Source organism: Bacillota bacterium, assembly GCA_012842395.1.
Classification (GTDB): domain Bacteria; phylum Bacillota; class SHA-98; order UBA4971; family UBA4971; genus UBA6256.
The window spans coordinates 112037-138844 of sequence record DUSX01000018.1 but is presented as its reverse complement, the minus strand read 5'-3'; the positions used below and the strand labels follow the sequence as shown (position 1 = coordinate 138844).

The 26808-nt window shown below is 62.4% G+C and carries 19 protein-coding genes; 6 read left to right on the top strand and 13 right to left on the bottom strand.

Annotated features, from left to right (window positions below):
• Positions 1-86: 86 nt before the first annotated feature.
• From GX515_06740 to GX515_06705, 8 genes are all read right to left on the bottom strand, one after another.
• The gene (locus tag GX515_06740; protein HHY32709.1) at positions 87-2018 is read right to left on the bottom strand and encodes a DNA primase; all 1932 of its coding nucleotides are present in this window, start codon (positions 2016-2018) and stop codon (positions 87-89) included.
• A 641-nt stretch (positions 2019-2659) separates the two neighbouring features.
• Positions 2660-5365, bottom strand: a complete 2706-nt coding sequence (locus tag GX515_06735; protein ID HHY32708.1) for a pyruvate, phosphate dikinase — start codon at positions 5363-5365, stop codon at positions 2660-2662.
• Between the two features lie 118 nt (positions 5366-5483).
• Positions 5484-7637, bottom strand: a complete 2154-nt coding sequence (locus GX515_06730; GenBank protein ID HHY32707.1) for a glycine--tRNA ligase subunit beta — start codon at positions 7635-7637, stop codon at positions 5484-5486.
• A gap of 13 nt (positions 7638-7650) precedes the next feature.
• A complete protein-coding gene (glyQ, locus tag GX515_06725; protein ID HHY32706.1) occupies positions 7651-8670 on the bottom strand; it encodes a glycine--tRNA ligase subunit alpha in 1020 nt (339 codons plus the stop codon).
• A 26-nt stretch (positions 8671-8696) separates the two neighbouring features.
• Positions 8697-9341, bottom strand: coding sequence for a stage II sporulation protein M (locus GX515_06720; protein ID HHY32705.1), 645 nt, complete (start codon positions 9339-9341; stop codon positions 8697-8699).
• A 351-nt stretch (positions 9342-9692) separates the two neighbouring features.
• Positions 9693-10094, bottom strand: coding sequence for a DUF4342 domain-containing protein (locus tag GX515_06715; protein ID HHY32704.1), 402 nt, complete (start codon positions 10092-10094; stop codon positions 9693-9695).
• Between the two features lie 64 nt (positions 10095-10158).
• Positions 10159-10968 carry a DNA repair protein RecO gene (gene recO / locus GX515_06710; GenBank protein HHY32703.1) on the bottom strand — a complete coding sequence of 270 codons (810 nt, stop codon included), beginning with the start codon at positions 10966-10968 and terminating at the stop codon, positions 10159-10161.
• Between the two features lie 260 nt (positions 10969-11228).
• Entirely contained in the window at positions 11229-11453 is a 225-nt protein-coding gene (locus GX515_06705; protein HHY32702.1) for a DUF2905 domain-containing protein, read from the bottom strand.
• Positions 11454-11622: 169 nt separating this feature from the next.
• Between GX515_06705 and GX515_06700 the strand changes: the two genes are divergently transcribed.
• From GX515_06700 to groL, 5 genes are all read left to right on the top strand, one after another.
• Entirely contained in the window at positions 11623-12552 is a 930-nt protein-coding gene (locus GX515_06700) for a PrsW family intramembrane metalloprotease (protein ID HHY32701.1), read from the top strand.
• A 490-nt stretch (positions 12553-13042) separates the two neighbouring features.
• Complete coding sequence (locus GX515_06695) at positions 13043-13801, top strand: YebC/PmpR family DNA-binding transcriptional regulator (protein HHY32700.1); 759 nt, start codon at positions 13043-13045, stop codon at positions 13799-13801.
• Positions 13802-14100: 299 nt separating this feature from the next.
• Complete coding sequence (locus GX515_06690) at positions 14101-14727, top strand: hypothetical protein (protein ID HHY32699.1); 627 nt, start codon at positions 14101-14103, stop codon at positions 14725-14727.
• 160 nt (positions 14728-14887) lie between these two features.
• Positions 14888-15169 carry a co-chaperone GroES gene (locus tag GX515_06685; GenBank protein ID HHY32698.1) on the top strand — a complete coding sequence of 94 codons (282 nt, stop codon included), beginning with the start codon at positions 14888-14890 and terminating at the stop codon, positions 15167-15169.
• Positions 15170-15222: 53 nt separating this feature from the next.
• Entirely contained in the window at positions 15223-16845 is a 1623-nt protein-coding gene (gene groL, locus GX515_06680; protein HHY32697.1) for a chaperonin GroEL, read from the top strand.
• A 91-nt stretch (positions 16846-16936) separates the two neighbouring features.
• On the opposite strand, the gene GX515_06675 is transcribed toward groL, so the two are convergent.
• From GX515_06675 to GX515_06665, 3 genes are all read right to left on the bottom strand, one after another.
• On the bottom strand, positions 16937-17584 hold the full coding sequence (locus GX515_06675) for a hypothetical protein (protein HHY32696.1): 648 nt from the start codon (positions 17582-17584) through the stop codon (positions 16937-16939).
• 354 nt (positions 17585-17938) lie between these two features.
• On the bottom strand, positions 17939-18571 hold the full coding sequence (gene yunB / locus GX515_06670; protein HHY32695.1) for a sporulation protein YunB: 633 nt from the start codon (positions 18569-18571) through the stop codon (positions 17939-17941).
• 437 nt (positions 18572-19008) lie between these two features.
• On the bottom strand, positions 19009-20232 hold the full coding sequence (locus GX515_06665) for a tyrosine--tRNA ligase (GenBank protein ID HHY32694.1): 1224 nt from the start codon (positions 20230-20232) through the stop codon (positions 19009-19011).
• Between the two features lie 453 nt (positions 20233-20685).
• On the opposite strand from GX515_06665, the gene GX515_06660 reads away from it, so the two are divergent.
• The gene (locus GX515_06660; GenBank protein ID HHY32693.1) at positions 20686-22938 is read left to right on the top strand and encodes a penicillin-binding protein 1A; all 2253 of its coding nucleotides are present in this window, start codon (positions 20686-20688) and stop codon (positions 22936-22938) included.
• A gap of 235 nt (positions 22939-23173) precedes the next feature.
• On the opposite strand, the gene GX515_06655 is transcribed toward GX515_06660, so the two are convergent.
• Together GX515_06655 and GX515_06650 are read right to left on the bottom strand one after the other, a co-directional pair.
• On the bottom strand, positions 23174-25585 hold the full coding sequence (locus GX515_06655; GenBank protein ID HHY32692.1) for an endonuclease MutS2: 2412 nt from the start codon (positions 25583-25585) through the stop codon (positions 23174-23176).
• A gap of 155 nt (positions 25586-25740) precedes the next feature.
• Complete coding sequence (locus GX515_06650; protein ID HHY32691.1) at positions 25741-26736, bottom strand: polyprenyl synthetase family protein; 996 nt, start codon at positions 26734-26736, stop codon at positions 25741-25743.
• Positions 26737-26808: the final 72 nt, after the last annotated feature.

Here is a 26808-nt window from a genome sequence, read left to right as displayed (position 1 = left end):
GGATACGCCGCCGGTCGTGCCAGTTGAATCTCGATACAGCGGCCGCCGCCCAAGCACTGCGGCACGTTCGGACAAGGTCTCGCCCTCTAGCCGATCCCCGAGAAGGGCTGGAATTCCCTTGAAAGCCTCGCCCTCAGGCTTCCGAGCTCCGCGAGAAGCTCCCGCTCCCTCTCCGCACGCCCCACTCCACCGACGGAGGCAAGTTCGCGCTCGATCTCACGGATCCTCTCTCTGATGGCATGCTCGCGCAGCACATTGAGGCAATCGTCGGCAATTCTCGTCGCGTCGCCATGGTCGTCCCCGGCCTGTTCGAGGAACACACCCGCGGCATACCTGCGGGTCTCGTCATCCTCGAGCACAGCCATGACTCTCGATGGCTCAACGGCGGGTCGATCCTCATCTTCGCCCCCCAAATCGGCCGTCTGTTCCACCACCGCCCGCGCTATCCTCTGGTGCCTAGGGTCGTGGAAACCGTCGCTCCCGACCTCCGAGAGCACCGCGGCTTGGACCTTTCTGTTTTCGGCCATGAGCCTGAGAAGGACCTTCTCGGCTTCCAGGACTTTCATCATCTCGCCTGATCTGGCAATATCATCCTTTGACTTAGTATGCCTGCTTCCGGCGTTTCTATCCGCATCTCCCTCCAGAGTCTCGAGACCGAAAGACGCCCTCCCCGTTCCTCCGGACGCAGCGCCCGGGCCGGGTCTTCTCATACGAAGGCCTGAGGCCCTCGCGAGCGCCTCTACATCCTTGCCGAGGGCATCGGGGTCTATCCCCAACCAGGATGCAGCTTTGCGCGTGTACTCGCTGCGCTCGACGGCGCTTTTCACACTGGCAAGCACACGTGCGGCCTCCCGCGCGGCCCGCACTTTTCCCTCAGTCGTTCCATGGTCCGCGCTCGAGATGGCCACGTACAGCCTGTAATCTATGAGCGGCGTCGCGTCCGCGAGCACCTTCGCGAAGGCTGCGTCCCCGCCTCTTCTGAGCGTGGCGTCAGGGTCTTCCCCGGCGGGCAAGGTCGCCACCCGCACCTCGAGACCCGCCCCTGCCAGAATCTCCATGCCCCGCAGGGTTGCAGCCGCGCCCGCCGCGTCGGCGTCGTACGCGATCACCACGGCCGGCACATAGCGCCGGAGAGTCCTCGCCTGCTCCTCGGTGAGGGCCGTGCCAAGCGAGGCGACGACATGAGCGAAACCGTGCTGATGCGCAGTGATGGCGTCCATGTAGCCCTCCACAACAACGGCCGCAGACTCCCTACGCATCGCCTCTTTGGCGAGGTGAAGCGCGTACAAGTTTCTTCCTTTCTTGAACAACACGGTCTCCGGAGAATTCAGGTACTTGGGAGCGGAATCGTCGATGACTCGTCCCCCAAAACCTATCACTTTCCCCGACGGGTCGCTTATCGGGAACATCAGCCTTGCCCTGAACCTGTCGTAACAGCTGCCGGGCTCCTTCCCTGGGATGACCAGCCCGGCGTCGAGAAGGACCTCTCTCGCGATCTTCTTCCTGGTGAGAGCCCTCAAGAGAGCATCCCAAGATGGCGGGGCAAACCCAAGCCTGAACCTCTTTACGGTCTCCTCTGAAAGGCCGCGTTTTCTTAGATAGGCCCGCGCACTCTCGGCTTCTGGATTTCCCGCAAGCACCTCCTGGAAATACTCGCACGCGGCTTCGTTCGCCTCGTACACGGCCGCCCGCCGCTCCTGCGCTTCCCGGGCCTCCTTCGATGACGCCACGAGGGCGACGCCAGCCCTGTCAGCAAGGATCCTGACCGCTTCGGCGAAGTCCACATTCTCTGCTTTCATCACGAAACTGAAGACATCACCGCCCGCACCGCACCCGAAACAGTGGAAGAGCTGCTTCTCTGGAGAGACCACGAACGACGGCGTCTTTTCCGCGTGAAACGGGCACAAAGCCTTGTAAGTTTTACCAGCCTGCTTCAGCGCGACATATCCGGATATCACCTCAACAATATCGCTCTTCGCACGGACCTCGTTAAGAACGTCTTCGCTGTAACCGCGCATTGCGCCCGTTCTCCTTGCCACACCACAGATTAACGAGACACGTCTCTCGTAGTTCCTCTTTCGCCACTACAGGCGTTTTTCCTTTTTTGCCAGGCTTCACTCGCCGCAGAAAGGCATCTCGCTATTGCCTGGGCGTGCGGGCAGCGGCGCTCTCGTCATATGGCGTCGAAGTGGGCGAAGACTGTCACACAGGATTCGACGGATCTCGTCAGAATCCTGCCTTGGGGTCAAGATTTCGCACCCGAATTGACGCTCCACCAGACCACATGTTCGCATATCTGATAGTATATCATACTTGAAGCAGTATATGCCTGACAATTCAGTCCCGTGCGACAACCGCACGGCCCGCTGCAGATACCGATGCGGATGCAGATGCACATGCACATGCAACGACGCCCGTGCCTCGCGGCAATGCGGTAGCCAGAATCGCGAATGCCCCCGCGAGCATCTCGGCGCACGCTCTTCGCGCACGCGCTCGCGGGGGCACGATCCGCTGTTCACGACGTTCTTTCCGAGCACTCCCTGCCTACTGGGGCCGCGCCCTCTCCGCGGCGCCGGATCCGCTACCGCGCCGCAACGGCGTGTCGCAGGTCGCAGCCACCCTCATGTGGCGCCGGCCCCACCGCGCGAGGAGTTCCCGGCTACGCGGTGGTGTATTCCTCGGTTCGACCGGCCGCCCTGCCCTTGGCCTTGCGAGGATTCCTTATTTCAGCCTGGGCCGCCGCGAGCCTAGCGATGGGAACGCGGAACGGTGAGCAGCTCACATAGTCGAGGCCGACGTCGTGGCAGAACTCGACAGACGAAGGCTCTCCTCCGTGTTCTCCGCAGATGCCCACCTCAAGCTCGGGCCTGGTCCGCTTCCCCCGCTCGACGGCTATCTTGATTAGTTCGCCGACGCCCTTCCTGTCGAGGATCTCGAATGGGTTGTGCTCCAGCACGTTATGCTCGAGATAGTACGGCAGGAATTTGCCCTCGGCATCGTCCCGCGAGAAACCGAAGGTCGTCTGGGTGAGGTCGTTGGTGCCGAAGGAGAAGAACTGGGCTTCCTTAGCGATCTCATCAGCAGTGAGAGCGGCCCTCGGAAGCTCGATCATCGTGCCAACCATGTACTCGATCTTCACGCCGTGTTTCTCCATGGTCTCCTTGGCGACCCGGTCTACGACCTCGCGGGCTATCTCGATCTCCCTCACATGCCCTACAACGGGGATCATGACCTCTGGGTAGACCTTGTACCCTTCCTTGGTCAGCTGGCAAGCAGCCTCGAAAATGGCCCTCGCCTGCATCTCGTTGATCTCGGGATAGGTCACGCCGAGCCGGCATCCCCTGTGACCGAGCATGGGGTTGATTTCACGGAGCTTCTCGACGCGCGCGAGGAGCGCCTCCTTCTTCTTGAGCTCGTCCGGATCACCGCCCTGAAGCCTCATCTTCGTGACCTCCACGAGCAGCTGCTCATGGCTGGGCAGGAACTCATGGAGCGGCGGGTCGAGGAGCCGGATGATCACGGGATAGCCGGCCATGGCCTTAAGGATCCCGCGGAAGTCCTCCACCTGGAACGGCAGCAACTTGTCGAGCGCCGCACGCCTCGCCTCTGTGGTCTCAGCCAGGATCATTTCCTGCACCACTGGCACGCGCTCCTCACCGAAGAACATGTGCTCAGTTCGACACAGCCCGATGCCCTTCGCACCGAACTTGAGCGCCGCCTCGGCATCGTGGGGGGTATCGGCGTTAGCTCTCACGCCGAGGCTCTTTATCTCGTCAGCCCACTCCATGAGCGTCGCAAAGTCCCCGCCTATGGTCGGGTCCACCAGCGGCGCCTGGCCGAGAATGACCCTCCCGTTGGTGCCGTCGAGGGTTATGATATCGCCCTCTTTCACCACCACGTCCCCCACGCGGAAGAGCTTCTCCGCCTCGACAACGGTGATGGCCTCGCAACCCGTGACCGCAGGCGTCCCCATGCCACGCGCGACAACCGCCGCGTGGCTGGTCTTGCCGCCCCTGCTCGTCAGAATGCCCTGGGCAGCAGCCATGCCGTGGATGTCATCGGGCGACGTCTCCTTTCTGACCAGGATGACCTTCTCTCCTGCCGCGCCGCGCGACGCCGCATCGTCAGCGTTGAATACCACCGCGCCTACCGCGGCGCCCGGGGAGGCGGCCACCCCAGTCGCGATGACCTGCACCTTGGCCTTGGGATCGATCATCTTGTGCAGGAGCGTGTCGAGCTGCGCGGGCTCAACGCGCATGACGGCTTCTTCCTTCGTTATGAGGCCCTCCTTGACCATGTCCACGGCGATCTTGACGGCAGCTGCCGCCGTGCGCTTCCCGGCACGCGTCTGCAGCATGAAGAGCTTGCCTTCCTGGATCGTGAACTCCACGTCCTGCATGTCCCGGTAATGCCGCTCCAGCTTCTCGAAGATCCCGCAAAGCTGCTTGTAGACCTCCGGCATTTCCTTCTCGAGCTCGGCGATGGGTTTCGGGGTCCTAATGCCAGCCACCACGTCCTCGCCTTGCGCGTTCTTCAGATACTCGCCGTAGTACTTCTTTTCGCCGGTCGCGGGGTCCCTAGTGAAGGCAACCCCCGTCCCGGAGTTCTCGCCCATGTTCCCGAACACCATCGCCTGGACGTTAACGGCAGTGCCCCAGTTGCCTGGTATATTGTGGATCTTACGGTAGGTTATGGCGCGCGGGTTGTTCCAGGAACCGAACACGGCGTCGCGTGCCATTTCCAGTTGTTTCATGGGATCATCGGGGAAGTCGATCCCCTTTTTCTCGCGGATGCGTGCTTTGAAGGACTTCACCACATCCTTGAGGGCTGCCGCGTCGAGCTCGGTATCCAGACGCACCCCGAGCTCCTTCTTCTTCGCCTCGAGGATCTCTTCGAAGTCATCATGGGGCACGCCCAGGACCACGTTGCCGAACATCTGGACGAACCTGCGGTACGCGTCATAGGCAAAGCGCTCGTTCCCCGTGAGCTTGATGAGACCCTTGACTGTCTCGTCGTTGAGCCCCAGGTTGAGCACCGTGTCCATCATGCCAGGCATCGACACCCTGGCCCCCGACCTAACCGATACGAGGAGCGGCCGCTCAGGGTCGCCGAACTTGAGGCCCATCGCATCCTCGAGCTTCCTGAGGTTCTCCTGAACCTGCTCGGTGAGCTCAGGCGGGTACTGCTTGTCTTTCTCATAGTAAAACGAGCACACCTCGGTCGTGATGGTGAACCCGGGCGGGACAGGTATGCCAAGGTTCGTCATCTCGGATAAGCCCGCACCTTTGCCGCCAAGAAGGTTTCGCATGTCCTTGCCGCCCTCAGCCTTGCCATTGCCGAAAAAGTAGACGTACTTTTTGGCCATGAATGGTTCAACCTCCTTCGTTCGTGACTCTCGATCGTGTGGTATGGCACGAGCGCCGCCCTCCGGCTCGTCTCCCGCCAGGACTTGCACGACGGACGGGCCCGCAGATCGCATCATTCTACCTGCTCGTGGACCCCTCTGCGGCGTCAGCCTGGACGACCTTGGAGAGGTCAGCGATTCCTCGAGAAAGCCCTGCCACGCGTGCTAGCAGCGCCAACCTGTTCCTCCTGAGTGACTCGTCCTCCGCCATCACGAGAACCTCGCGGAAGAAATCGTCTATCGGACCAGCCAGCGCAGCCATGGCCGCGAGAGCACCTGTATAGTCGCCCTCTCGCACCCTGGCCTCGACCCTGTCTCGGGCGTCCAGGTACGCCGCGAAAAGCGCCCTTTCAGCCGGTTCACACAGAACGGACTCGCTCACCTCGCCGCGGTCGGCGGCCCCTGCGATCCGGGAGGCCCTTGTATAGCTCGTGACCGCCCGGCCGAACTCTTCAGTGCCGCTCGCAGACGCTAGGGCTTCTGCGCGGGCAAGCGCGTCCGGCACATCGTCGAAGCCGGCCCCAAGCGCAGCATCGACCAGGTCGTAGCGTATGCCGCGGTCAATGAGGCTTAGCCGCAGGCGTTGTCGCATGAAATCCAGGATCGCCTCGCTCACCTCCTCCGGCGGGAGCTTAAGAACGCCGGCTCTCTCAAACAGTGACGCGGACCGTAACGCAAGCCAGGATGCCGAGACCCGCACTTTCCGCTCCAGAAGGATGCTCACAACACCCGCAACCTGCCGCCTGAGGGCAAACGGATCTTCAGAGCCGGACGGCCGGATGCCGATGCCGAAGAACCCCGCCAGAGTGTCCATCTTGTCGGCGAGCGCCAGGGCTATCCCCGGCTTGCTCTCGGGGAGGTCATCTCCAGCGAATCTCGGAAGGTAATGCTCAAATATCGCGCGGGCCACGCCTTCCTCTTCTCCGCCCACCCGGGCGTACTCGGCCCCCATGATCCCTTGCAGCTCGGGAAACTCCTTAACCATGTGTGTCACAAGGTCGGCCTTGCACAGCCTCGCGGCCCGAGCGACCACAGCACGCGCATCCGAAGGGAGGCCAAGCCTGTCTGCGATATCGACCGCCAGCTCCTCAATGCGGCTGGTCTTGTCAAGCATGGTGCCCAGCTCTTCGTGAAAGACAACTCCCGCAAGGCCCCCAATGCATCTCTCAAGCGGAGCCTTTGTGTCTTCCTCATAGAAGAACTTGGCGTCCTCAAGCCTCGCGGCCAGCACCCGCTCGTTCCCCCTTCGCACCGCATCCAGCCGCGACGGGAGACCGTCGCGAACAGCAACGAAGGCGGGCATGAGCCTTCCGGCCCCGTCCTCAACCGGAAAGTAGCGCTGATGATCGCGCATGGGGGTGACGATGACCTCCCTGGGCAAGCGAAGCATGTCCGGGTCGAAGCGGCCCACGAACGGGACAGGATGCTCGGCGAGAAACGTGAGCTCCTCCAGCAGGCCCGGGTCTTCGACGACCCTCCCGCCCACGGCCTCCGCCGCCTCCCTGGCCCCCTTTGATATGACGTGCCGCCGCTCTCGGTGGTCCACCATACAATACGCTCTGCGCAGGACCTCGATATAGTCTTCGGCCTTCGCGACCTCCAGCACGCCCGTGGTTAAGAACCTGTGGCCGGAGGACAATCTGCCGGCTCTTATCCCGTCCACCTCAAATGGGACCACCTCGTCCCCGAAGAGCGCCAATATCCATCGGATCGGCCTTGCGAATCGAAACTCCCGGTCGCTCCATCTCATTGACTTCGGAAAGCTCAAGGTTGTCACGAGCCGAAGGAACGCCGACGCGAGCGCCTCTTTGGCCGGACGTCCAGGCTCTCGTGACACCGCGTACACGAATCTGCCCTTGGGCTCCTCCTTGACAATCAGGTCCTGCACTCGGACGCCTCGCGACCGCGCAAATCCCTCGGCGGCACGAGTGGGATTTCCGGCGGCGTCGAAAGCCACGTTGTACGCCGGTCCCTTGGTCTCACGGACCATGGGCGGCCCGATCGGCGCAACCCCCTCGACGTACAACACGAGCCTGCGCGGTGTGCCGAAAGCCCTCACGGTTCCGTGGGCAACACGTTCCTCTGAAAGGAGCCTTCCCCCTTCGCGCTCGATCTGCTCGAGCGCGTCAGGCATGAACCTCGCCGGGATCTCTTCGGTGCCTATCTCAAGCACGGCGTCCCTCACGGCGTCCCCAAGGTGGGACGTGCGAGGCGTCTGGCTCTCCATGCTCATCCGAATCACCCCCTCACTGCTCCTGCGCGCCCTGCGTCGCGCTCACCGCGCCCTTCGAGCCGCCCCGAAACGCCGTCATGAGCGGAAAACCAAGGCTTTCCCGCCTCCGGACGTATGCCTCAGCGCACGCCTTGGCGAGGGCTCTCACCCGCGCGATGAACGCCGTTCGCTCGCTCACCCCAAGGGCGCCGCGGGAGTCAAGAAGGTTGAAGATGTGGGAGCACTTGAGGACATAATCATACGCTGGGAGCACCACGCCCTCGTCGAGCCCGCGCTTGGCCTCAGCTTCATAGGTGTCGAAAAGAAGGTTAAGGGCACGCACATCCGCGAGCTCGAATCCGTATCTCGAGTGCTCCACCTCGAACTGGTGCTGGATCTCCCCGTAAGTGATGCCAGAAGTCCACACAAGGTCGAACACGTTGTCCACGTCCTGGAGGTACATGCAGAGCCGCTCGAGGCCGTAAGTGATCTCCGCCGAAACGGGACGTGTGTCAATGCCGCCCACCTGCTGGAAGTATGTAAACTGAGTGATCTCCATCCCGTCGAGCCACACTTCCCAGCCTGTCCCCCACGCGCCCAGGGTCGGAGCCTCCCAGTTGTCCTCCACGAACCTTATGTCGTGCTCCACCGGATCGATCCCGAGCGCGTCAGTGAGGCTGCCGAGGTACATGTCCACCACGTCTTCAGGAGACGGCTTTAGGATCACTTGGTACTGGTGATGCAAGAACACGCGGTTTGGATTCTCGCCGTACCTGGCGTCCGCAGGCCGCCTTGAAGGCTGCACGTAGGCCACCTTCCATGGTTCCGGCCCGAGGGCCCGCAGGAATGTGGCCGGGGCCATGGTACCCGCCCCGACCTCGACGTCATAGGGCTGCTGGATCACGCATCCCTGCGCCGACCAGTATTCTTCAAGCTTTCGGATCATCTCCTGGAATGTCACGTGTCCACCCCCACACTGCCGCCCGTCGCGGCCGGACGGCCATTCCAGAGGGCTCCTGGCTACCCGTCCCGGCGCGAACCCGCATAACTGCATTACGACGCACGGACGCGCGCCTGCTATCAGTGCCACCGCAGTGCATCGCCCATGACCCACTCAACCAGGTGACGCGTGACCGTCACCTCAATGAGCGAACCCACCATAAGGAGCGGAACCACTATCACGAGCAGCACCAAGAGCGTGTCAACCAGGATCGCCCGCACGCTGCGCCCCTCCCGCCGTCCCCGCTGGTACCCGAGGATATTGAACCCGAGCCTTATGCCCAGAGTGCCGCCGATGATATAGCCGGGTATCTCAAACAGCCCATGCGGCAGCACCCCGATGAGGATGAACGGGATGAGCCCGAACCCCTGACGCGTCACGTCCCCGGAAACCATCCCTATCAAGAGCCCATTGAGAAAGACCATGACCATCGGGAGGACTCCAAATACAACGCCACCTGCAACGAGAAGCCCCGCGGCCTTGAGGTTGTTCCAGAAAACCATGCCGGCCATGCCGCTCACGCTCATTGTCGACATAGCCTGGGCCATCGGCCCGAACTTCTGGTCAAGGAGCGTGGCTAACCATGAGGAGTCGACTGGGTGCCGGCGAAAGACCACGTATCCGAAGACCACGCCGGTAAGGAAGAGAACGCTTGTAAAGAATATGTAGCGCCTGCTTGCGCCAAGGATCTTCGGGACGCGCGTAAGAAGCCTCGGTGCCCGCAACGCGTTCCCCTCCCACAAAGAAACCTCCCGCCCTCGACGCAACATCCAGGGACGAGAGGTCGCTCCCGCGGTTCCACCCTGATTGGCCCATCGCGCACATACCCAAACGGGCAGGGCCCCGCAGCGATGAGCCCACTCCTCTAGAAGAACACCCCGGCTCTGAAGGCGCCATTCCCCGTGGCGGCGGTGCCGGCCTTCACCTTGGCTGGCTCTCCCCCGGCCGGCGCTGCGGGTAATCTTTCTTCGTCATCGCCGGACTGTGATCATTTTGTCCCCAATATACCAGAGATGCCCCGGCGTGTCAATCCTGACCTCGACAACTCGAGCCGGCGATCCGCACCCCATGCGAGGTCACTGCGCCTGCTCTTGCCCGTCTTCCGCGCGTCCGCCGGCGTCTTCGACCGAGATGGAGCACCCGGTCGCAAGCGCCGTCACCGCGCCCACCAGCGCGAGCTGAGGCGCTATCGCAGTTCCGATGACACCCGCGGTCACGGGGATCTCGACCATGGTTTTCCCGTCGCGTTCCACCTTTATCTTGGTCTCGTTGCCGCGACGTATCACGTATTTGATCTTGTCCAAGAGCTCCTGCCCTTTGTCCGCGAACTCAGCCCGACCGGCCTGTTTGTCTTCCTCGATCAAAACGAGGGCCTTCACCACGTCGCCCTCAGCTCTCTCAAGGTAGCCCACGGCGTCGCGGTATGAAAGCCCTGTCCGCTCTCGGATGATGTCCACTTTCTCGAGATCGATCTGCATACCTTGTCCCCCCGTTTTGGCGCCGCTAGATGAGGGCACGAAGGCGAGTGCCGCTTCCACCAACCTACTGGATGGTCGCAGCCTTGCGGCCCCCGTCCTGCGCGGCTTTCACCGCTGCAAGGAAGTCAAGCGACTGAAGTCTCCGATCCAGCCTGAAGTCGAGGTGCACCCTCATCGCCCTTTCTATCTCCGCCCTCATGCCGGGGCCAGCCCCGAGCCGCGAGACCTTATCCAGCTCAAGCACAAGCAGTCTCTTCATGACCTCGACCGCGCCCCGCGAGATCCTGACGCCTCCGGTGCCCAAACCGGAGTGCTTAAGGCAGTCTTGGCAAACCACACCGCCCGCATCGGGCGCAAACCCGACTTCGGCGCCAAGATCGCGCGTGCCGCACCGCGCACACGAGTCAAGAACGGGCTTGTACCCAAGGAGCGATGAGAGCTTCAACTCGAAAGCCCGCGTGAGCATCTCAGGGTCATTAGCCTCCGACAGCGCACGGAGGTACGCAGCCAAAAGACCGAAGACCGCCTCATTCCCGGCGTTATCCGTGCCTTCCCCGCCCTCCTCGACCATGGCATCAAGGAGCTCCGCGATATAACTCGCGAAAGCCAGCTTGATGAGATCCTCGTGCAGGCGTGGGAAAGACGTCTTCACCTCAACCTGGCTTATGCTGTCAAGAGACTTACCAGGAAACACCAGGAAGTCAGCATGAGCAAACATCTGCGTGCTGCTGACGAACCTGCTCCGGGGCCTCCTAGCGCCCCGGGCGACCGCCCGTACCTTACCCCTCGTGGGCGAGTAGAACGTGACGATCCTGTCCGCCTCTCCTAGGTTCCTGGTTCTGAGGACGATCCCCTCAGTCCTGTAGAGCGCCATGGCGCTACCTCCAGGGAATCACATCCCCATCGTGCATAGAGTTCCCGCGCTCTCCCCGGCATATGCGGCCCACGCTCCCGCACAAGGTTGCGTCACCCGCCTCCGGTATCGCATTTTCAGCAGCCACCCACCGGGTTGGTCGCGTTGCGCGGGCGGGCGGCGTCCCGGCCCGGGCTTTCGCGATACACCTTCCCGACGCTTTCGCGCTTCAACGCAGGAATCCCAGCGGCGAGCCCGGCCCTACTAACCGCTTGTCATCGTCATCTGCGAGAGAAAAGCGCCAGGAGAACCGTGAGCAACACGCTCAGCAAGATGCTCGTGGCAATCGGAAAGTAGAACGTGAAGTTCCCTCGTCGGATCAGGATGTCCCCGGGCAGCCTGCCTATGCCTGGAAGCTTATCGGCAAAGGTAAGGATCGCCCCGAAGACCAGCAGCAAACCTCCAAGCATCATGAGCATCTTTCCGAGCGAGCTCAGCCCGTCCAAGCACGATCACCCCGCCGTCCGCTGATTGGTCCGGCCCTATTATAGCACACTGGCGCGCCTAGCGGGCAACGCGTCCGTCTCCATCCGCCCGGCTCTGTAGATTGGCGCACGCCGACTCTGGGAAGACTTATGGGCGGCAACGAATATCCGGCCCCGGAAGGTGACGCGAATGGCCCCGGCCACTCCAGATCTCGTGGTGCTCGCACTCGTATCCCTCGCTCCCGGATTTCTTTGGGTCTGGTTTTTCTACCGCAAGGATCGGGCAGAACCCGAGCCGAAGGCACTTGTGGCCAAGGCATTTCTGTACGGCGTTCTGTCGGTTTTCCCGGCCGCCTTTCTCGAGGCGCCGTTCCGCAGAGTCATAACCGCGGGCGCCCAGGACCTTGCAGCTCTCCTCGTAGTCTCGGTGCTGGTGGTGGGCGTCGTCGAGGAAGTCTCGAAGTTCGTCGCAGTGAAGGTGGCGGCCTACGACAGCGCCCAGTTCAACGAGGTGATGGACGGGGTCGTGTACGCCGTGGCGGCGGGGCTCGGGTTCGCGGCCACCGAAAACCTCTTCTATGCCACAACTTATGGTCTTGCCGTCGGGATAGTGAGGGCTTTCATAACGGACCTCGCCCATGCCTCGTTCTCGGGGATAGTGGGATACTACCTCGGGCGGGCGAAGTTCGACGCCCCGCATGCGACCGCCCTCGTCGCCAGGGGCCTAGGTACCGCAATCACCTTACATGGAGGATACGATTTCCTCATAATGAGCGGGATAGTCCCACCAGCCTTCGGCGTCTTCATGGTCCTCGCGACCTACGCCTACCTCAGCCGGAAAATCGTTCAGGCGCGCAGGTTATCGCCGGTCCGACCCCCACAGACTGTGGCCGCCGCAGCCAGGCCCTCCCACGCCGACGCTCCCGGCGAGGCGCCCCCGGCAGACCGCATGAGGACGGAACCCCATGCCGGCGCCGCGACTCCGGCGCGCGCCCCCGGAATGGCGCCCGGCCAGCCCGGCCAGGAGGCGCTCGAGGGGTCCACGCCGGTGGAAACCTGCGAGGACGAACCGGGAGGCGAGGTCTCCGGACCGAGCGAGGCAGACGGCCGCGTCCCGTGAGTAGGCCTGCCGCGAGGCCTAGCTGCTAAGTATGGCGTCATGAGTTTTCGTCTCCTTTCTTGACGGCGCTAGGGTTGCCGGTGCTTGCACGACGCGGCGTAGAGAATTCGGCCGTCTCGCGCGCCGAATTCGAACGAGGCGCGCCGCAAGCGCGCCGTCCCCGGAGGGCAGCACCGGCAACCCTGGGCCGCCCCGCCGACAAGTAGCGCGGACTTTTGGCGACATACTTAGGTGTGCCTGCGGCGGGTCACCGAGTTATCGATCTCACCCACCGCCGGAGCGCGCATCGACAGGGCGCCCCGATGTGCTCCCTGCGAATCACGCGGAGCTCCCTGCTGATTCACTCAAGAGACGGGGCGTGGCGCGGTCGGTTGGTCCGGCTGCCGAGTGGCGCGAAAGCACGCGTGAGAAACGCCCACCCTGCGGTCGAAGACCCGGTGACAACAGGTTGGCCTCTGTGCTAAGATTGTCGTGACGGGAGGGGTGAGACGTGTCTGGACATTCCAAATGGGCTAACATCAAGCATAGAAAAGCAAAGGCTGATGCGGAGCGGGGAAAGATGTTCACCAAGGTCGCGCGGGAGATCTTGGTCGCCGCGCGCCAGGGGGGGCCTGACCCGGAGGCAAACTTCAGGCTGAGGATGGCCATCGAGCGGGCCAGGGGCGTCAACATGCCCAACGACAGCATAATGCGGGCCATAAAGAGGGGTGCGGGCGAGTCCGGAACCGAGACGTACGAGGAGATCGTTTACGAAGGGTACGGCCCTGGAGGCGTGGCCATCATGGTTGAGGCCATGACCGACAACAGGAACCGCGCGGCCTCCGATATACGACACATCTTCACGCGGCACGGGGGAAACCTGGGCGAAAGCGGTTGCGTGGCGTGGATGTTCCGCAAGAAGGGTCTCCTCGTGGTGGACCTCGCGGAGTCGAAGATGAGCGAAGACGACCTGATGAACCTCGCCGTGGAAGCCGGGGCCGAGGACTTGAAGGTTGACGGCTCCACCGTCGAGATCACCACTGATCCCGCGGATTTCGAGAAAGTGCAGAAATATCTCAAGGATTACGGCGTCGCCTTCACCGTCGCGGAGCTCACCTGGCTGCCACAGACTACAGTGCGGGTCACAGGCAAGGACGCAAGGCAGGTGCTCAGTCTCACCGAGGAGCTCGAGGATCTGGACGACGTCCAGCAGGTACACGCGAACTTCGACATACCGGACGAGGAAATGGAAGCGGCCGCAGAGGAATGACCTCCGGTCGCTTCACCGTGTAAGGCGAGGTTTCGCAGCGCGGGAGCGCAGGGGAGTTCGCCCCGCCTGTCTCCGGACAGAGCTGGATCGCGGGACGCCTCCGAGTCCGAGCATGACGATGACGTCCCGCCGCTCGCTGCTCACGCCACGCGGACGACGTGTGCACAGGGCGAAAAGGGCTGATCAGATCAGGAGAACATGGCATGGATGCCATGTTCTCCTGTTTTAAGGAATACTTCACGCTATTTCGGGCATGATAGCCAGGGAGTTTTGGGTACTGGTTGCGGAGGGATGAGGCTGTGGACCGAAAGGGCAGGCTGGTAGCGCTCTGCGTCGTGTTCACCCTGGCCTCCGCCGGGGCGACGTACGCCTACCTCAGCCTGAAAGCTGCTCACAACGTCGAACGGGCGCGGGAGAAGCTAGGACAGACCAGTCCGACGAGGCCGGACGCGGCTTCCCTGCCCCTTGAGGGTCTCAAGGCAGGCGCCGAACAAGTCGCCTCGGCCGCAAGGATATCCTCCTCCACCGAGATTGTCTACAGGGTGCTCTACGAGTGCGGCCACGAGGAAGTGAGCAGGACGGCCGCGCCTCCGGAGATGGTGGGCCTTACCCGCGAGGAACTAGCACGCGAAGTCGTCGACTGGACCATAACGGAGTTCACGCCAGAGCGGGTCGTGATGTCGCAGAGGAGGGCCGGGATGTCGCCCACCTGCCTCTCTAACATGCACATCGGCGAGAAGGATGGATGGGTGACGGTTTTCTACGGTGACCCCGAGCACAGGTGCAGACCCAAGAGCGTGACCAGAATAAGGGCTAGCGATCTTCCGCCAAATGAGAGGGCCGATCTCAAAGCCGGGATACGTGTGTCAAGCGAGGAGGAACTGCTGCGAATCCTTGAAACCCTCGCGAGCTGGTCTGACGGATGAACGGATCATGCGGGGTGTGAAGCTCGTCAGACTCCGCCGCTTTCGAGAATTTGCGAGTTATCCTATTGACAACCCGGAATGACCTTCTGTAATATGGTATCGGATTGTTAGCACTCCCCCTCGGTGAGTGCTAAATTTCAGCCCAGAGGAGGTATGACGAGTGGTAAAGCCATTGGAGGACAGAGTGGTGGTCAAACCGAATACCGAGGAAGAACGCACAAAAGGCGGCATCGTTCTGCCCGACACTGCCAAGGAGCGACCGCAGGAGGGTGAGGTTGTCGCCGTCGGACCCGGGAAGCTCCTGGACAACGGCCAGAGAGCGCCGATGGACGTGAAGCCTGGGGATAAGATCATCTTCGCCAAGTACGGCGGCACCGAAGTAAAGATCGATGGCGAGGAGTATATCATCCTGCGTCAGAGCGACATCCTTGCTATCAAGTAGCACACCATATTCCAAGCGCAGTCCGGGCGCAGTCAAGAGGAGGTATACATACGATGGCTGCCAAGCAACTCGCTTTCAACGAGGAGGCCAGGCGCGCTCTACAGAAAGGCGTCGACAAAGTGGCCTCCGCGGTCAAAGTGACCCTCGGCCCCAGGGGCCGTAACGTAGTGCTCGAGCGCAAATTCGGATCGCCCACCATCACCAAAGATGGCGTAACCGTCGCCAAGGAGATCGAGCTTGAAGATCCATACGAGAACATGGGTGCGCAGCTGTGCAGGGAAGTTGCGTCGAAGACCAACGACGTGGCCGGTGACGGCACGACCACCGCGACGGTGCTGGCTCAGGCCATTGTTGCCGAAGGCTTGAAGAACGTCGCCGCGGGTGCCAACCCGATGTTCGTCAAGAAAGGTATTGACAAGGCCGTCGAGGTCGCCGTGGCCGAGCTGAAGAAGCTCAGCATCCCGGTGGAAGGCAAGGATGACATCGCCCACGTCGCCGCGATAGCCGGCAACGATCCCGCCATCGGCGACAAGATCGCCGAGGCCATGGATCTCGTGGGCAAGGACGGCGTCATTACGGTCGAGGAGTCGAAGGGCATCGAGATCACGGTCGAAAAGGTCGAAGGCATGGAGTTCGATAAGGGTTACATCTCGCCCTACTTCGTTACCAACGCTGAGGCCATGGAGGCCGTGCTCGAGGACCCGTACATTCTTCTCCATGAAAAGAAGATATCGGCTGTGGCCGATCTGCTGCCGCTCCTCGAGAAGGTCGCGCGTGCGGGCAAGCCGCTTCTCATCATCGCCGAGGATATCGAGGGTGAGGCTCTCGCTACGCTGGTCGTGAACAAGATCCGCGGAATACTCAACGTGGCCGCGGTCAAGGCGCCAGGATTCGGCGACAGGCGCAAGGCGATGATGGAGGATATAGCCATCCTCACTGGTGGCACGTTCCTGTCAGAGGATCTCGGCGTGAAGCTGGAGAACGTGGACCTCAACATGCTAGGCCAGGCCAAGACGGTGAAGATCACTCGTGAGAAGACCACGATCGTGGAGGGCCGCGGCGATAGAGAGAAGATCAAGGGCCGCATAGCCCAGATCAAGAAGCAGATCGAAGAGACCGATTCCGACTACGACCGCGAGAAGCTCCAGGAGAGGCTGGCGAAGCTCGCAGGCGGCGTGGCGATAATCAAGGTCGGCGCTTCCACTGAAACCGAGCTCAAAGAGAAGAAGCACCGCATCGAGGACGCCCTCGCTGCTACGCGCGCGGCCGTTGAGGAGGGGATCGTGGCCGGCGGCGGGACGACCCTCGTGAACATCATCCCGGCCCTCGACAAGATCGAGGTGAACGGCGATGAAAAGGTCGGCGTGCAGATCGTAAAGCGGGCCCTCGAGGAGCCGCTGCGTCAGATCGCGAACAACGCTGGCCTCGAAGGATCGGTCGTGCTCGAGAGGGTCAAGAGCCAAGAGAAGCCCGGCATAGGCTTCGACGCCGTAACCGAGCAGTATGTCGATCTAGTCAAGGCGGGCATAGTGGACCCGGTCAAGGTGACAAGGAGCGCCCTGCAGAACGCGGCGAGCATCGCGTCCATGCTCCTCACCACCGAGGCCCTCGTGGCGGACATTCCCAAGGAGGAGAAGAACCCGCCGTATCCGCCTGGAGGCGGCATGGACTACTAGAACGAGAGCCTTGCACAACGAGGCCCGGAAACCGAAAGAAGGCGACCCCGGAGCACTCTCCGGGGTCGCTCACTTGAGTCTGGGTTTTGGGTCAGGAATCGTCGCCAACTCGGGTCACCCTCACGGTTTCCACCAAGCCGTCCACAACCGTCACGACCTCTATGAGGGCATCCCCCACTCGGAAGGCGCGGCGCGGAACGATGTCCACACCCTGCTCCTCCGCAAGACGCGCCACCACCCCTCCGATAGTCTTCGCCATACTCCCTGGTATGCGCACATCCGCGGTCTGACACACCGTGCTCACCGGAGTCGCCGCACCAAAAACGTGATCGCCCACATCCATCCTCGCCACGAAGAGGTACTTCCTGACCGCGAAGAGCCCTGCGATGGCCGCAGTGCCAGCGAGGAATTCCGCCACCGTTGTCTGCGGCCCGAGCATCTTGCGCGCCGCCACGTACATGAGGACCTCGATCACGCTCCCCGGCGTGTGCCGGATGAGCATCATGGCGAGTTCAAGCCCAACCACGAGCATCAGCACGTGACCTATTAATCCCTGCAGCGTGCTGTACGGATCCTGGAGCTCAGACCCCCTTTGCAAGAGGAGCTTGAGATAGCTAACCAGGTCCAGGCTCCCCGCGACTACTCCCAGCAACACGAGCAGGGCCAGGACCGTCTCCCACACGATAATGGCGCGTTGAATGTAGCTGCGAGCCAAGACCGCGTCACGGAACCTGTGCATTCTCGGCGAATCCCCCTAGTCTGAGAATGACAAAACTTGCCCGAGTGCTCTTGTCAGTCAGTTGCTAGGTTCTGCACTCTTACCGGGATTCCTCCCGCACAGACGCAGGGAAACGCCTTTCTGCCGCCCGCGAGGCCACTAAGTATGGCGGCATAAGTGTTCGTCTCCTTTCCTGACGGCGCTGGGGTTGCCGGTGCTTGCCCGACGGGGCGTGGAGAATTCGGATGTCTTGCGCGCCGAATTCGAACGAGGCGCGCCGCAAGCGCGCCGTCCCCGGAGGGCAACACCGATAGCCTTAGGCAGGGCGGCCCCGCCGAAAGGTAGCGCGAACTTTTGGCGACATACTTAGGATTCTCACTGTGCCGGAGGAGTCTGCGGCAGGAGGAGATTCCGCAGCTCGGAGCCCTCCAGCTGAATATAAGTCTGGGGAACGTCGCCCATGATGAGGACCTCGGTGATGGGCACTTGGACCGTGACGTCGACCGCTGAGGCGACGAGCGGAACCACAAGTTTGATGTGAGCCGCGACCTCGAGGTAGATCTTGTGGCGGATCTGGTTTATGCCTGCCTGCTCGAAATCGCTGAGTATTTTGGTGGTTACAGTGCCCACTGGCACAACCGAGATGGGTATCCGTGGGCCCATGTTGGCGAGGATCTGGCTTCCGAAGACCTGTCCTAACGGTATCCGCACCTGGGTCACGGTGACTTTCTTGAGGAGTTCCTGCACCCTGTTGGTCACCTTGGACGTCAGGCGGTCGATCTCCGCGGTATTCGGCTGCACGAGGACAACCCGCCCGGTGCTGTCAGGTCTTAGAGCGTAGAGGTCTTCCCACCGGATGTCCTCCGCGATCTCCGTCGCCACCGCCTGACTGACCGCTTCAGTGGCGAGCACTCGGGCCTGCGCGCTCGCTATCTGATGAAGAGTCGGCCGAAGACGCCAATCCACAAGCGCAAAGAGGAGGCCACCCACCGCGACCATGGCAGCCACGCGCCGCAGCCATCCGTACCACCGCGGGGGTCGACGCCGGAGTCCGGGCCATCTCCGGGCCCGTCCGTGCCCCGCCGTATGAGCAAAGCTTCCCCCTTCGCCTCCAAGGCCTGCGAGCCCTCGTTGGCTGCGGCTGATCTTCCGGTCCGCGGGCGCCAGCTGAAATGGCGTCATTGGTCGCCGCCGCGCGGGCCACCTGGGCCCGAAAGCCCTGGACAAGGCGCGTCCGAGCTCCACCCACCACGGGTGGCGCGGAAGGCCGCTCGACCAGCGGCGATGCGCCATCGAACCACGTACCTCCTTAGCCCTCGCGCCTGGCCCTCACGGACGCAAGGAGTTCGTGGTAGATCATATTCTCCCCGTGCAACAAAAAGCCATAGAGCAAGGCATGAAAACGGGGCCCTCGCGAGGGCCCCGTCGCGATGCTCTGAATGCCGTCAGCAAAGACGGATCTTCGCGAACCTCCGCCTACCCACCCTAACCACCATGTCAGGCCCGACGGCCACCTCAGCTTGCGGATCCGCCACTCTCTCGCTGTTGATCCTTACCGCTCCCTGCTCGATGAGGCGCCGCGCCTCGCTTGTGCTGTCCACAAGGCCAGCCCTCACAAGCAGCCTTGGACACCACATCCTGCCATCCACCAACTCGTCATGGGAGATGGTCACCTCCGGAATCTCCTCGGGTAGCTCCCCTTTGCGGAAGATCGCGTCGAACTCCTCCTCAGCGGCTTTTGCGGCGTCCGGTCCGTGGTAGAGCGCGACGATCTCGCGCGCAAGGCGCCTTTTCGCATCCCTAGGGTGCAACCGGCCGCTGGCGAGAGAGTCTCGAATGTCCTCCACCTCGGTCTGGGACAAAGTGGTCGCGAGCTCGTAGTATGTCAGCATCACATCGTCGGATATCGACATAGTCTTCCCGTACATCTGCGACGGAGGCTCGTCCACGCCGATGTAGTTTCCCAAGCTCTTGCTCATCTTGTTGACCCCATCGGTGCCGACGAGGATGGGCATCAGCATGGCAACCTGGGGTTCCTGCCCGTACTCGCGCTGAAGCGTCCTACCGAAAAGGATGTTAAACTTTTGGTCGGTGCCGCCGAGCTCGACGTCGGCCTTCAACGCAATGGAATCGTAAGCCTGCATGAAAGGATAGAAGAATTCGTGGATGTATATCGGTTGTTCCTGGCGGAACCTCGCACTGAACTCGTCGCGCTCGAGCATTCGCGCCACCGTGTACTTGGAAGCAAGGTTGATAACGTCCTCGAACGTCAGTCTCGAAAGCCACTCGCTGTTGAATGCGATCCTCGTCCTCGCCGGGTCCAAGATCTTGTACGCCTGTTGCTGATAAGTCCGGGCGTTCCTCGTGACCTCCTCGACGGAGAGCTGGCGCCTCGTCTCGGATTTCCCCGTAGGATCGCCGATACGGCCTGTGAAATCCCCTACTACCAGAATGACCTCGTGGCCCAGATCTTGGAATTCGCGGAGCTTACGCAGGACTACGGCATGCCCGAGATGGATGTCGGGTGCGGACGGGTCCAGGCCGAGCTTGACCCTGAGGGGCCGAGACTCTCGCGACGCTCTTTCCAGCTTCTCGCGGAGATCCTCCTCGGATACTATCTCCGCGGTCCTTTTCTTCAGGATGCTAACCTGGTCGTCCACAGTCACCACCAATACCTCCCAGCCGGCGTTACGTTCAGTTTAGCATAGGGTGATCCCGGCGTCAATCGCCCCGGCGCGCCTGTCGCCGGACAACGGCGCGCCGCGTTCACCGTCCACCGGCGCCGGCGCTACGGGCGTGCGCCGCCGCGAGCCCGTGGCGTAGACCGCTGTCCTCAGCGAAGGCGAACGGACGATCCGGGAATATCCCCGGGCTCGCACGCGGTCGCAGCGGTCGTTGGCTCAACGGGACTCCGGTCGCGCTGTGCGTCGCCACTGCCAGGCGAGGTTGGCACGGGCGAAGGCGTGTGTGGTATAATTAGGCCGGGCGCTGCACAGGGGTTTTACGGACATGACCGCGTGAACCGACGGCTCGAAGCCTTTCACGCGGTGGCTGGCTCAGCGATTCCATTACACCGAGCGCGTCGATGCCGATGACGGGCTCGTCTAGAGAGGGACGCAACGATGTCCAGGGGCATGGGGCGCATCATATCCGTCCTAGTCATAACCTTTGTCCTGGCGGCATGTGTCGTCTCCGGCGTCCTCGTGGGAGTGGTCATGGGGGCTTTGCGGAACATGCCCGCGCTCCAAGACCTCGAGTACAGGCCCAGCGAGGCCACGAGGATATACGATGTCAACGGAAAACTCATTTCGAGGTTGTACATAGAAAACAGAGTGTGGGTCCCGTTACGTGACATCCCGGAGACACTGCAGAACGCCGTGATCGCCATAGAAGACCACAATTTCCGCCAGCATCACGGCGTCAACTTCACCGCTATGCTGAGAGCCCTCCTCGTCGACCTCAGGGAGGGCCGGATCGTCCAGGGCGGGAGCACCATTACTCAGCAGCTTGCCAAGAACGCGTTCTTGACGCAGGAGCGTACGTTCACCAGAAAGATCCAGGAGTTCATCTACGCGATCCAACTCGAGCGCGCGTACACCAAAGATCAGATCCTAGAGCTGTACCTTAATGAGGTTTACTTTTTCCCCGGCCAGGCCGTGTACGGGGTGGAGGCCGCGTCCCAAGGGTATTTCGGCAAGCACGTGCGTGACCTGAACCTCGCCGAGTCCGCGCTCCTCGCGGGCTTGATACGGAACTCCCAGCTCTATTCGCCCACCAAGAATCCCGAGGCCGCGCGGGCGAGACGTGCGACGGTTCTATCGCGCATGGTGGAACTCGGGTACATCTCACAGGAGCAGGCGGATGCGGCCAATCGGGCCCCCTTGGGGGTTATTGAAAAGCGCTCGTCAAAAGAGGTCGCCCCGTATTTCGTCGACTACGTCCGAACGCAGCTGTTGGAGAGATACGGACGGGATCTGGTGTACAAAGGCGGCTTGAAGGTGTACACAACACTAGACCTGAGACTCCAAGAGCTCGCCGAGAAAACGCTCGTCTCCAATCTTCCGCAGGGCAAACCCGACTCGAAGGGCCTCATACAACCCCAGGGAGCCATGGTCGTGCTCGATGCTCACGATGGCTACATCAGGGCGATGGTCGGCGGACGCGGCAACGACGAGTTCAACAGGGCTGTTCAGTCGTATAGGCAGCCAGGGTCAGCGTTCAAACCGTTCGTGTACACCGCGGCCATACAGGCGGGGTATACCCCGTCCACAATGCTGGATGACTCGCCGGTCGAGTACAACATCCCGGGGCAAAAGGAACCCTGGGCGCCCATCAACAACGACAACAAGTTCCGGGGGCCCGTTACCCTGCGAAAGGCTTTGGAAGACTCCATCAACGTGCCGTCCGTGAAGCTTCTCGACCAGATAGGCATCGAAAAGGCGGTCAAGACCGCCGAGGCCATGGGGATAACGAGCCTCGTGGAATCTGGGCGACGGAACGACATGAACCTTTCGCTCGTGCTGGGCGGGCTGACGAAGGGTGTCACGCCTCTCGAGATGGCGGCCGCATACGCTGTGTTCGCCAACCAGGGAATCAGGGCAGAGCCCATCGCCATATTGAGGGTGGAGGACCCCGACGGGAATGTGCTCGAGCGCAACGTGCCAGTCAAGAACGTGGTCCTTGACGAGCAAACAGCATATATCATGACTGACATGATGCGGGGCGTCATCACCCGCGGAACCGGCAAGGCGGCAAACATCGGTCGTCCGGCAGCAGGCAAGACAGGGACTACGTCAGATTACACCAACGCGTGGTTCGTAGGGTTCACGCCTGACCTCGTGGCATGTGTATGGATAGGCAATGACGAGCAGCAGAAGCCGATGGTTTACGGAGGGGTAAGGATCGGCAGCGCACGGGCGGCGATGATATGGGGGGCTTTCATGAAGGAGGCGTTGCGCGATACCCCACCTGCGGAATTCCCGGTGCCGGCCGGGCTCGTGTTCACCACGATCTGCACTGAATCAGGTATGCTCGCGACCCCTTCGTGCCCAAAGACCACCACAGAGGTATTCTTGCCCGGGACAGAGCCAAAAGACTACTGCTCTCTCCACAGCGGCATCGTTGAAGTCGCAGTGTGCACTGAGTCGGGGTGCCTCGCGACGGGCGCCTGTCCGCCGGATAAAGTCGAGATTCGGCGCTACCTGTCCTCCAGCGGTCTGCGGGTGCTTCCGGACGGCACGATAGCGGCAGACGAGCACATCCCAACGACGTACTGCCCTCTTCACGGTCGGAACGACGGAACCGCCACCGACCGCGCCGCGCAGCCAGACACCTTGCCATCCGCCTCTCAGAGCGCAAGCCCTCCCGCCGAGTAGGACCTGCACTGCAGTCAGGCGGGAGCTTCTAAGTATGTCGCCAAGAGTTCGCGCTACTTTTCGGAGGGGGGGTCCTGCCTAAGGTTATCGGTGTTGCCCTCCGGGGACGGCGCGCTTGCGGCGTGCCTCGTTCGAATTCGGCGCGGGAGACATCCGAATTCTCCACGCCCCGTCGTGCAAGCACCGGCAACCCTAACGCCGTCAGGCAAGGGGACGAAAACTTATGGCGACATACTTAGTCCCCCCGGATGGCGACAACCGTGACGCCGTCCCCGCCTTCCCCAGGTCCCCCGGGCTCGAAGCCTTTCACGTGAGGATGGGTCCTCACGAACTCGCGGACGGCCTGCCGCAGCGCTCCCGTCCCCTTGCCGTGTATTATCCTGGCCTTCGGGAGTCCCGCAAGGCACGCGTCGTCCAGGTACTTATCCACCTCGGCGAGCGCATCCTCGACGGTCAGCCCACGGAGATCGAGCTCGCTCGAGACGACGGCGGCCTTCTCGCGGGCGACGGGCGCCATGGTCACGCCGCCCACAGCCGGGCCAGGGCTCTCCGGCTCGTCGTCGATCATGGCAAGGTCCTTGGCGGGCACGAAGAGCCTCATCGCTCCGACCTGGACTTCCACGTTTTCCCCGACGCGCGGCACGCCCACAACCCGGCCGGAGCTCCCGAGCCGAGGCACGTACACCCGCGAGCCGACGACGATCTCGCCCGGCCGCGGAGCCCTGGTGCGGCACGCCCGCGCCGATACCTCTTTCTGCTGCTCTGTCTCGGCATCCCCGGCCTTCATGATCTCCTCCGTGGCCTGCTTCAAGGCTTCCCTCGCCCTGCGCGCGACGTCGTCCACCGCGCTCCTATCGAGCTGCGCGGCGTTCCGTTTGAGATCCTCGATGATCCTCGCAACGTTCTCCCGCGCGGAAGACAAGATGCGTGCCGCCTCCTCGCGAGCCTTCCGGAGCATCTCGGACCGTTCCTCGCGTAGCCGCCGAGCCTCCTCGTCCCGCTCGCGGACGAGCCGTTCCATCATCTGTCTCGCGCCGCGTGCGCGCTCCCTGTCCTCTTCAATCTCTTTGCGGTTCCGCTCGATCTCGGCGATGATGTGCTCGACCCTCATCCGGTCCTCTCCCAGCCTCGCCCGTGCGGACTCCACGATCTCGTGCGGAAGGCCAAGCCGCTCCGCAACCTCGAAAGCGCACGAGCTCCCGGGAACACCAACTATGAGACGGTAGGTAGGTTGCAGCGTCGCGACATCGAACTCGCACGAGGCGTTCTCCACACCATCGTGCTCGTACGCAAACGTCTTGAGCTCGCTGTAATGCGTGGTGGCCACTGTACACGCACCGCGCGAGTGTAGGTGCTCCAGAATGGCGACGCCCAGCGAGGCCCCTTCAACGGGGTCCGTGCCCGCGCCCAGCTCGTCCAGAAGCACGAGCGACCCCGGGCCTGCCTGCTCCAGTATCTTCACTATGTGACTCATATGCGATGAGAAAGTCGAGAGGCTCTGCTCGATGCTCTGTTCGTCGCCGATATCGGCGAACACGCGCTGGAACACGCCGAACCTCGTGCCGCTCCCCGCGGGAAGGTGAAGGCCAGCCATGGTCATCAGGGCGAAGAGCCCTATCGTCTTCAGCGATACGGTCTTGCCGCCCGTGTTTGGGCCGGTTACGACGAGCGTCCGGAACCTCGCGCCAAGCTCTACATCTATCGGGACGACCCGCCCCTGAAGGAGCGGGTGTCTCCCCTGGCGAATCTGAAGATAGTCAGAGGTGTTGATCTCAGGCTCCACGGCGTTCATGTCCATGCTGAGCCTGCCCTTGGCGAAAGCGAAGTCCAGGGCGCCGAGGGTTTCCAGGGTCTGCTGAATCTCGGGACACGCCACGCGAACGAGCCCGGACAGGTGACGAAGGATCCTCTCTACCTCGTCGCGCTCCTTCGCCTCGAGCGCTGCAAGCTCGTTATTGAGTTCAACCACCGCCATGGGCTCAACGAAAAGCGTCATGCCGCTTGCGGACTGGTCATGGACTATGCCCGGGACCGCCGCCCGATGCTCCTGCTTCACCGGCACGACAAACCTGCCGCCCCGGATCGTCACCACCGGGTCTTGCAGCCAGCGCGAGGCCTCCGGTGAGCGCACAAGCGAATCCAGCTGATCCCGGATGCGACCCTCCGTCATCCTGATCTCAGCCCTGAGCCTCGCCAAAAGGGGGCTTGCATGGTCCACCACGCCGCCCTGGTCGTCGAGACACCGGGTCACCTCCCGCACAAGAGACGGCTGAGGACTAATCTTGGCCGCGTGGCCGCGCATCGTCGCGAATTCCTCGTCGAGATCCAGGATGAACTTTCGGAGCCGGCTGGCCGCGTCCATGGTCCACGCGACTTCCAGAAGCTCCTGAGGCGACAGAGTGGACCCCACCCTTGCCCTCGCCACCGCGGACCTGACGTCGCGGATCCCCCCGAGGGGCACGGCGGGATATCTCTCCAGGATCTTCCTCGCCTCGGTGGTTTCGCGTTGCCTCGAAAAGACGCCTTCCGCCTCGGTGACCGGCTCAAGGGCGAGCGCGAGCTCCCGGCCAAGGCTGTTCGTGGTAGCTGCGGCGAGGCGCTCTCTAATCTTGTGGAACTCCAAAACCCGCAGGGTCCTTTCGTCCAACCAGCATCCCTCCGGCGGGCTCCAGCGACTCCAGCTGCGGACGCTGCGCAGCCCCGCCTTCCGGCCCGCCAGGCATCATTATACCACATGCTCAAGCGAAGCCGCCCTCGTTGCTCCCGTGCTGGTTACACCCGCGGGTCACGATCGGTCCCTCTTCAACGTTTCCTTGTGATCACGTGGCGGGTAATTGCCGCAAGCGCGTCCCGGGCAGGACCGTCCGGAAGCTTGGACGCACACGCCGCAGCGCGTTCGAGACACTCACGTGCCCTCTGGTAGGTCAGGTCCACCCCTCCACACTCCACGACCGCGCTTCGCATCCACAGGATCGTATCGGGATCAAACCGCCTCGACTCGATGACCTGGCGCGCCCTCGGCCCGAGCGATTCGTTTGAAAGCAGCCGCAGGATCGGCAAGGTGAGCACTCCGCACACGAGGTCCTGACACGTGGGTTTGCCCAGCTCGCGCTCGTCCGCGATGAAATCAAGGGCGTCATCGGTGAGCTGAAACGCGATCCCGAGTTCAAGCCCGAACTCGCGAGCGTTCGCGATCCCGTCCTGGGAGGCTCCACCGATGATCGCTCCTGCATGGCAGCATGCCTGGATGAGCCTCGCTGTCTTCAGCGTAATCCTTCGAAGGTAAGCATCCTCGGTCTCATCACATGAGAAAGCGCACGCGGCCTGCTCGAGCTCACCCTCGCACATCGCGGAAATGGCGTCGGTCATCAGCTCGACCACGCCGAAATCCTTATGTCGCGCAAGCAGCTCGAAGGCTCTTGCAAAGAAGAAATCCCCAAGCAAGACCGAGGGTCGCGCCCCAAAGAGCGCGTTTGCGGTCTGGAGCCCCCTACGGGTAGGAGATCCGTCTATGACGTCGTCATGCACCAGCGAAGCCATGTGAACAAGCTCTGCGGCAGCCGCGACGTCCACCGCCGCCCGGGCACGCGCCTCCTCGGGTGTCCCACCCGTGCCGGCCTGCGCCCAGGCCCACAGGATCACGAGCGTCGGCCGCAGGCCCTTTCCGCGCGTCGCCAGGACGTGGTCTCGCGGCCTCGCCAAGTGCCTGCTCTCGGACGAGAGCGCTTGCTCGATGACGCTGTCGACCGCCTTAGCGCGGGTCTCGAGCTCCGCTGGCAGTTCCAGGATCCCTCTCACGTCATCCGTCCTCCGCACCTCTAAGCGAACATTCGACCGAGAGGCGAAAGCCCCCACGAGCACAGCAGGGGC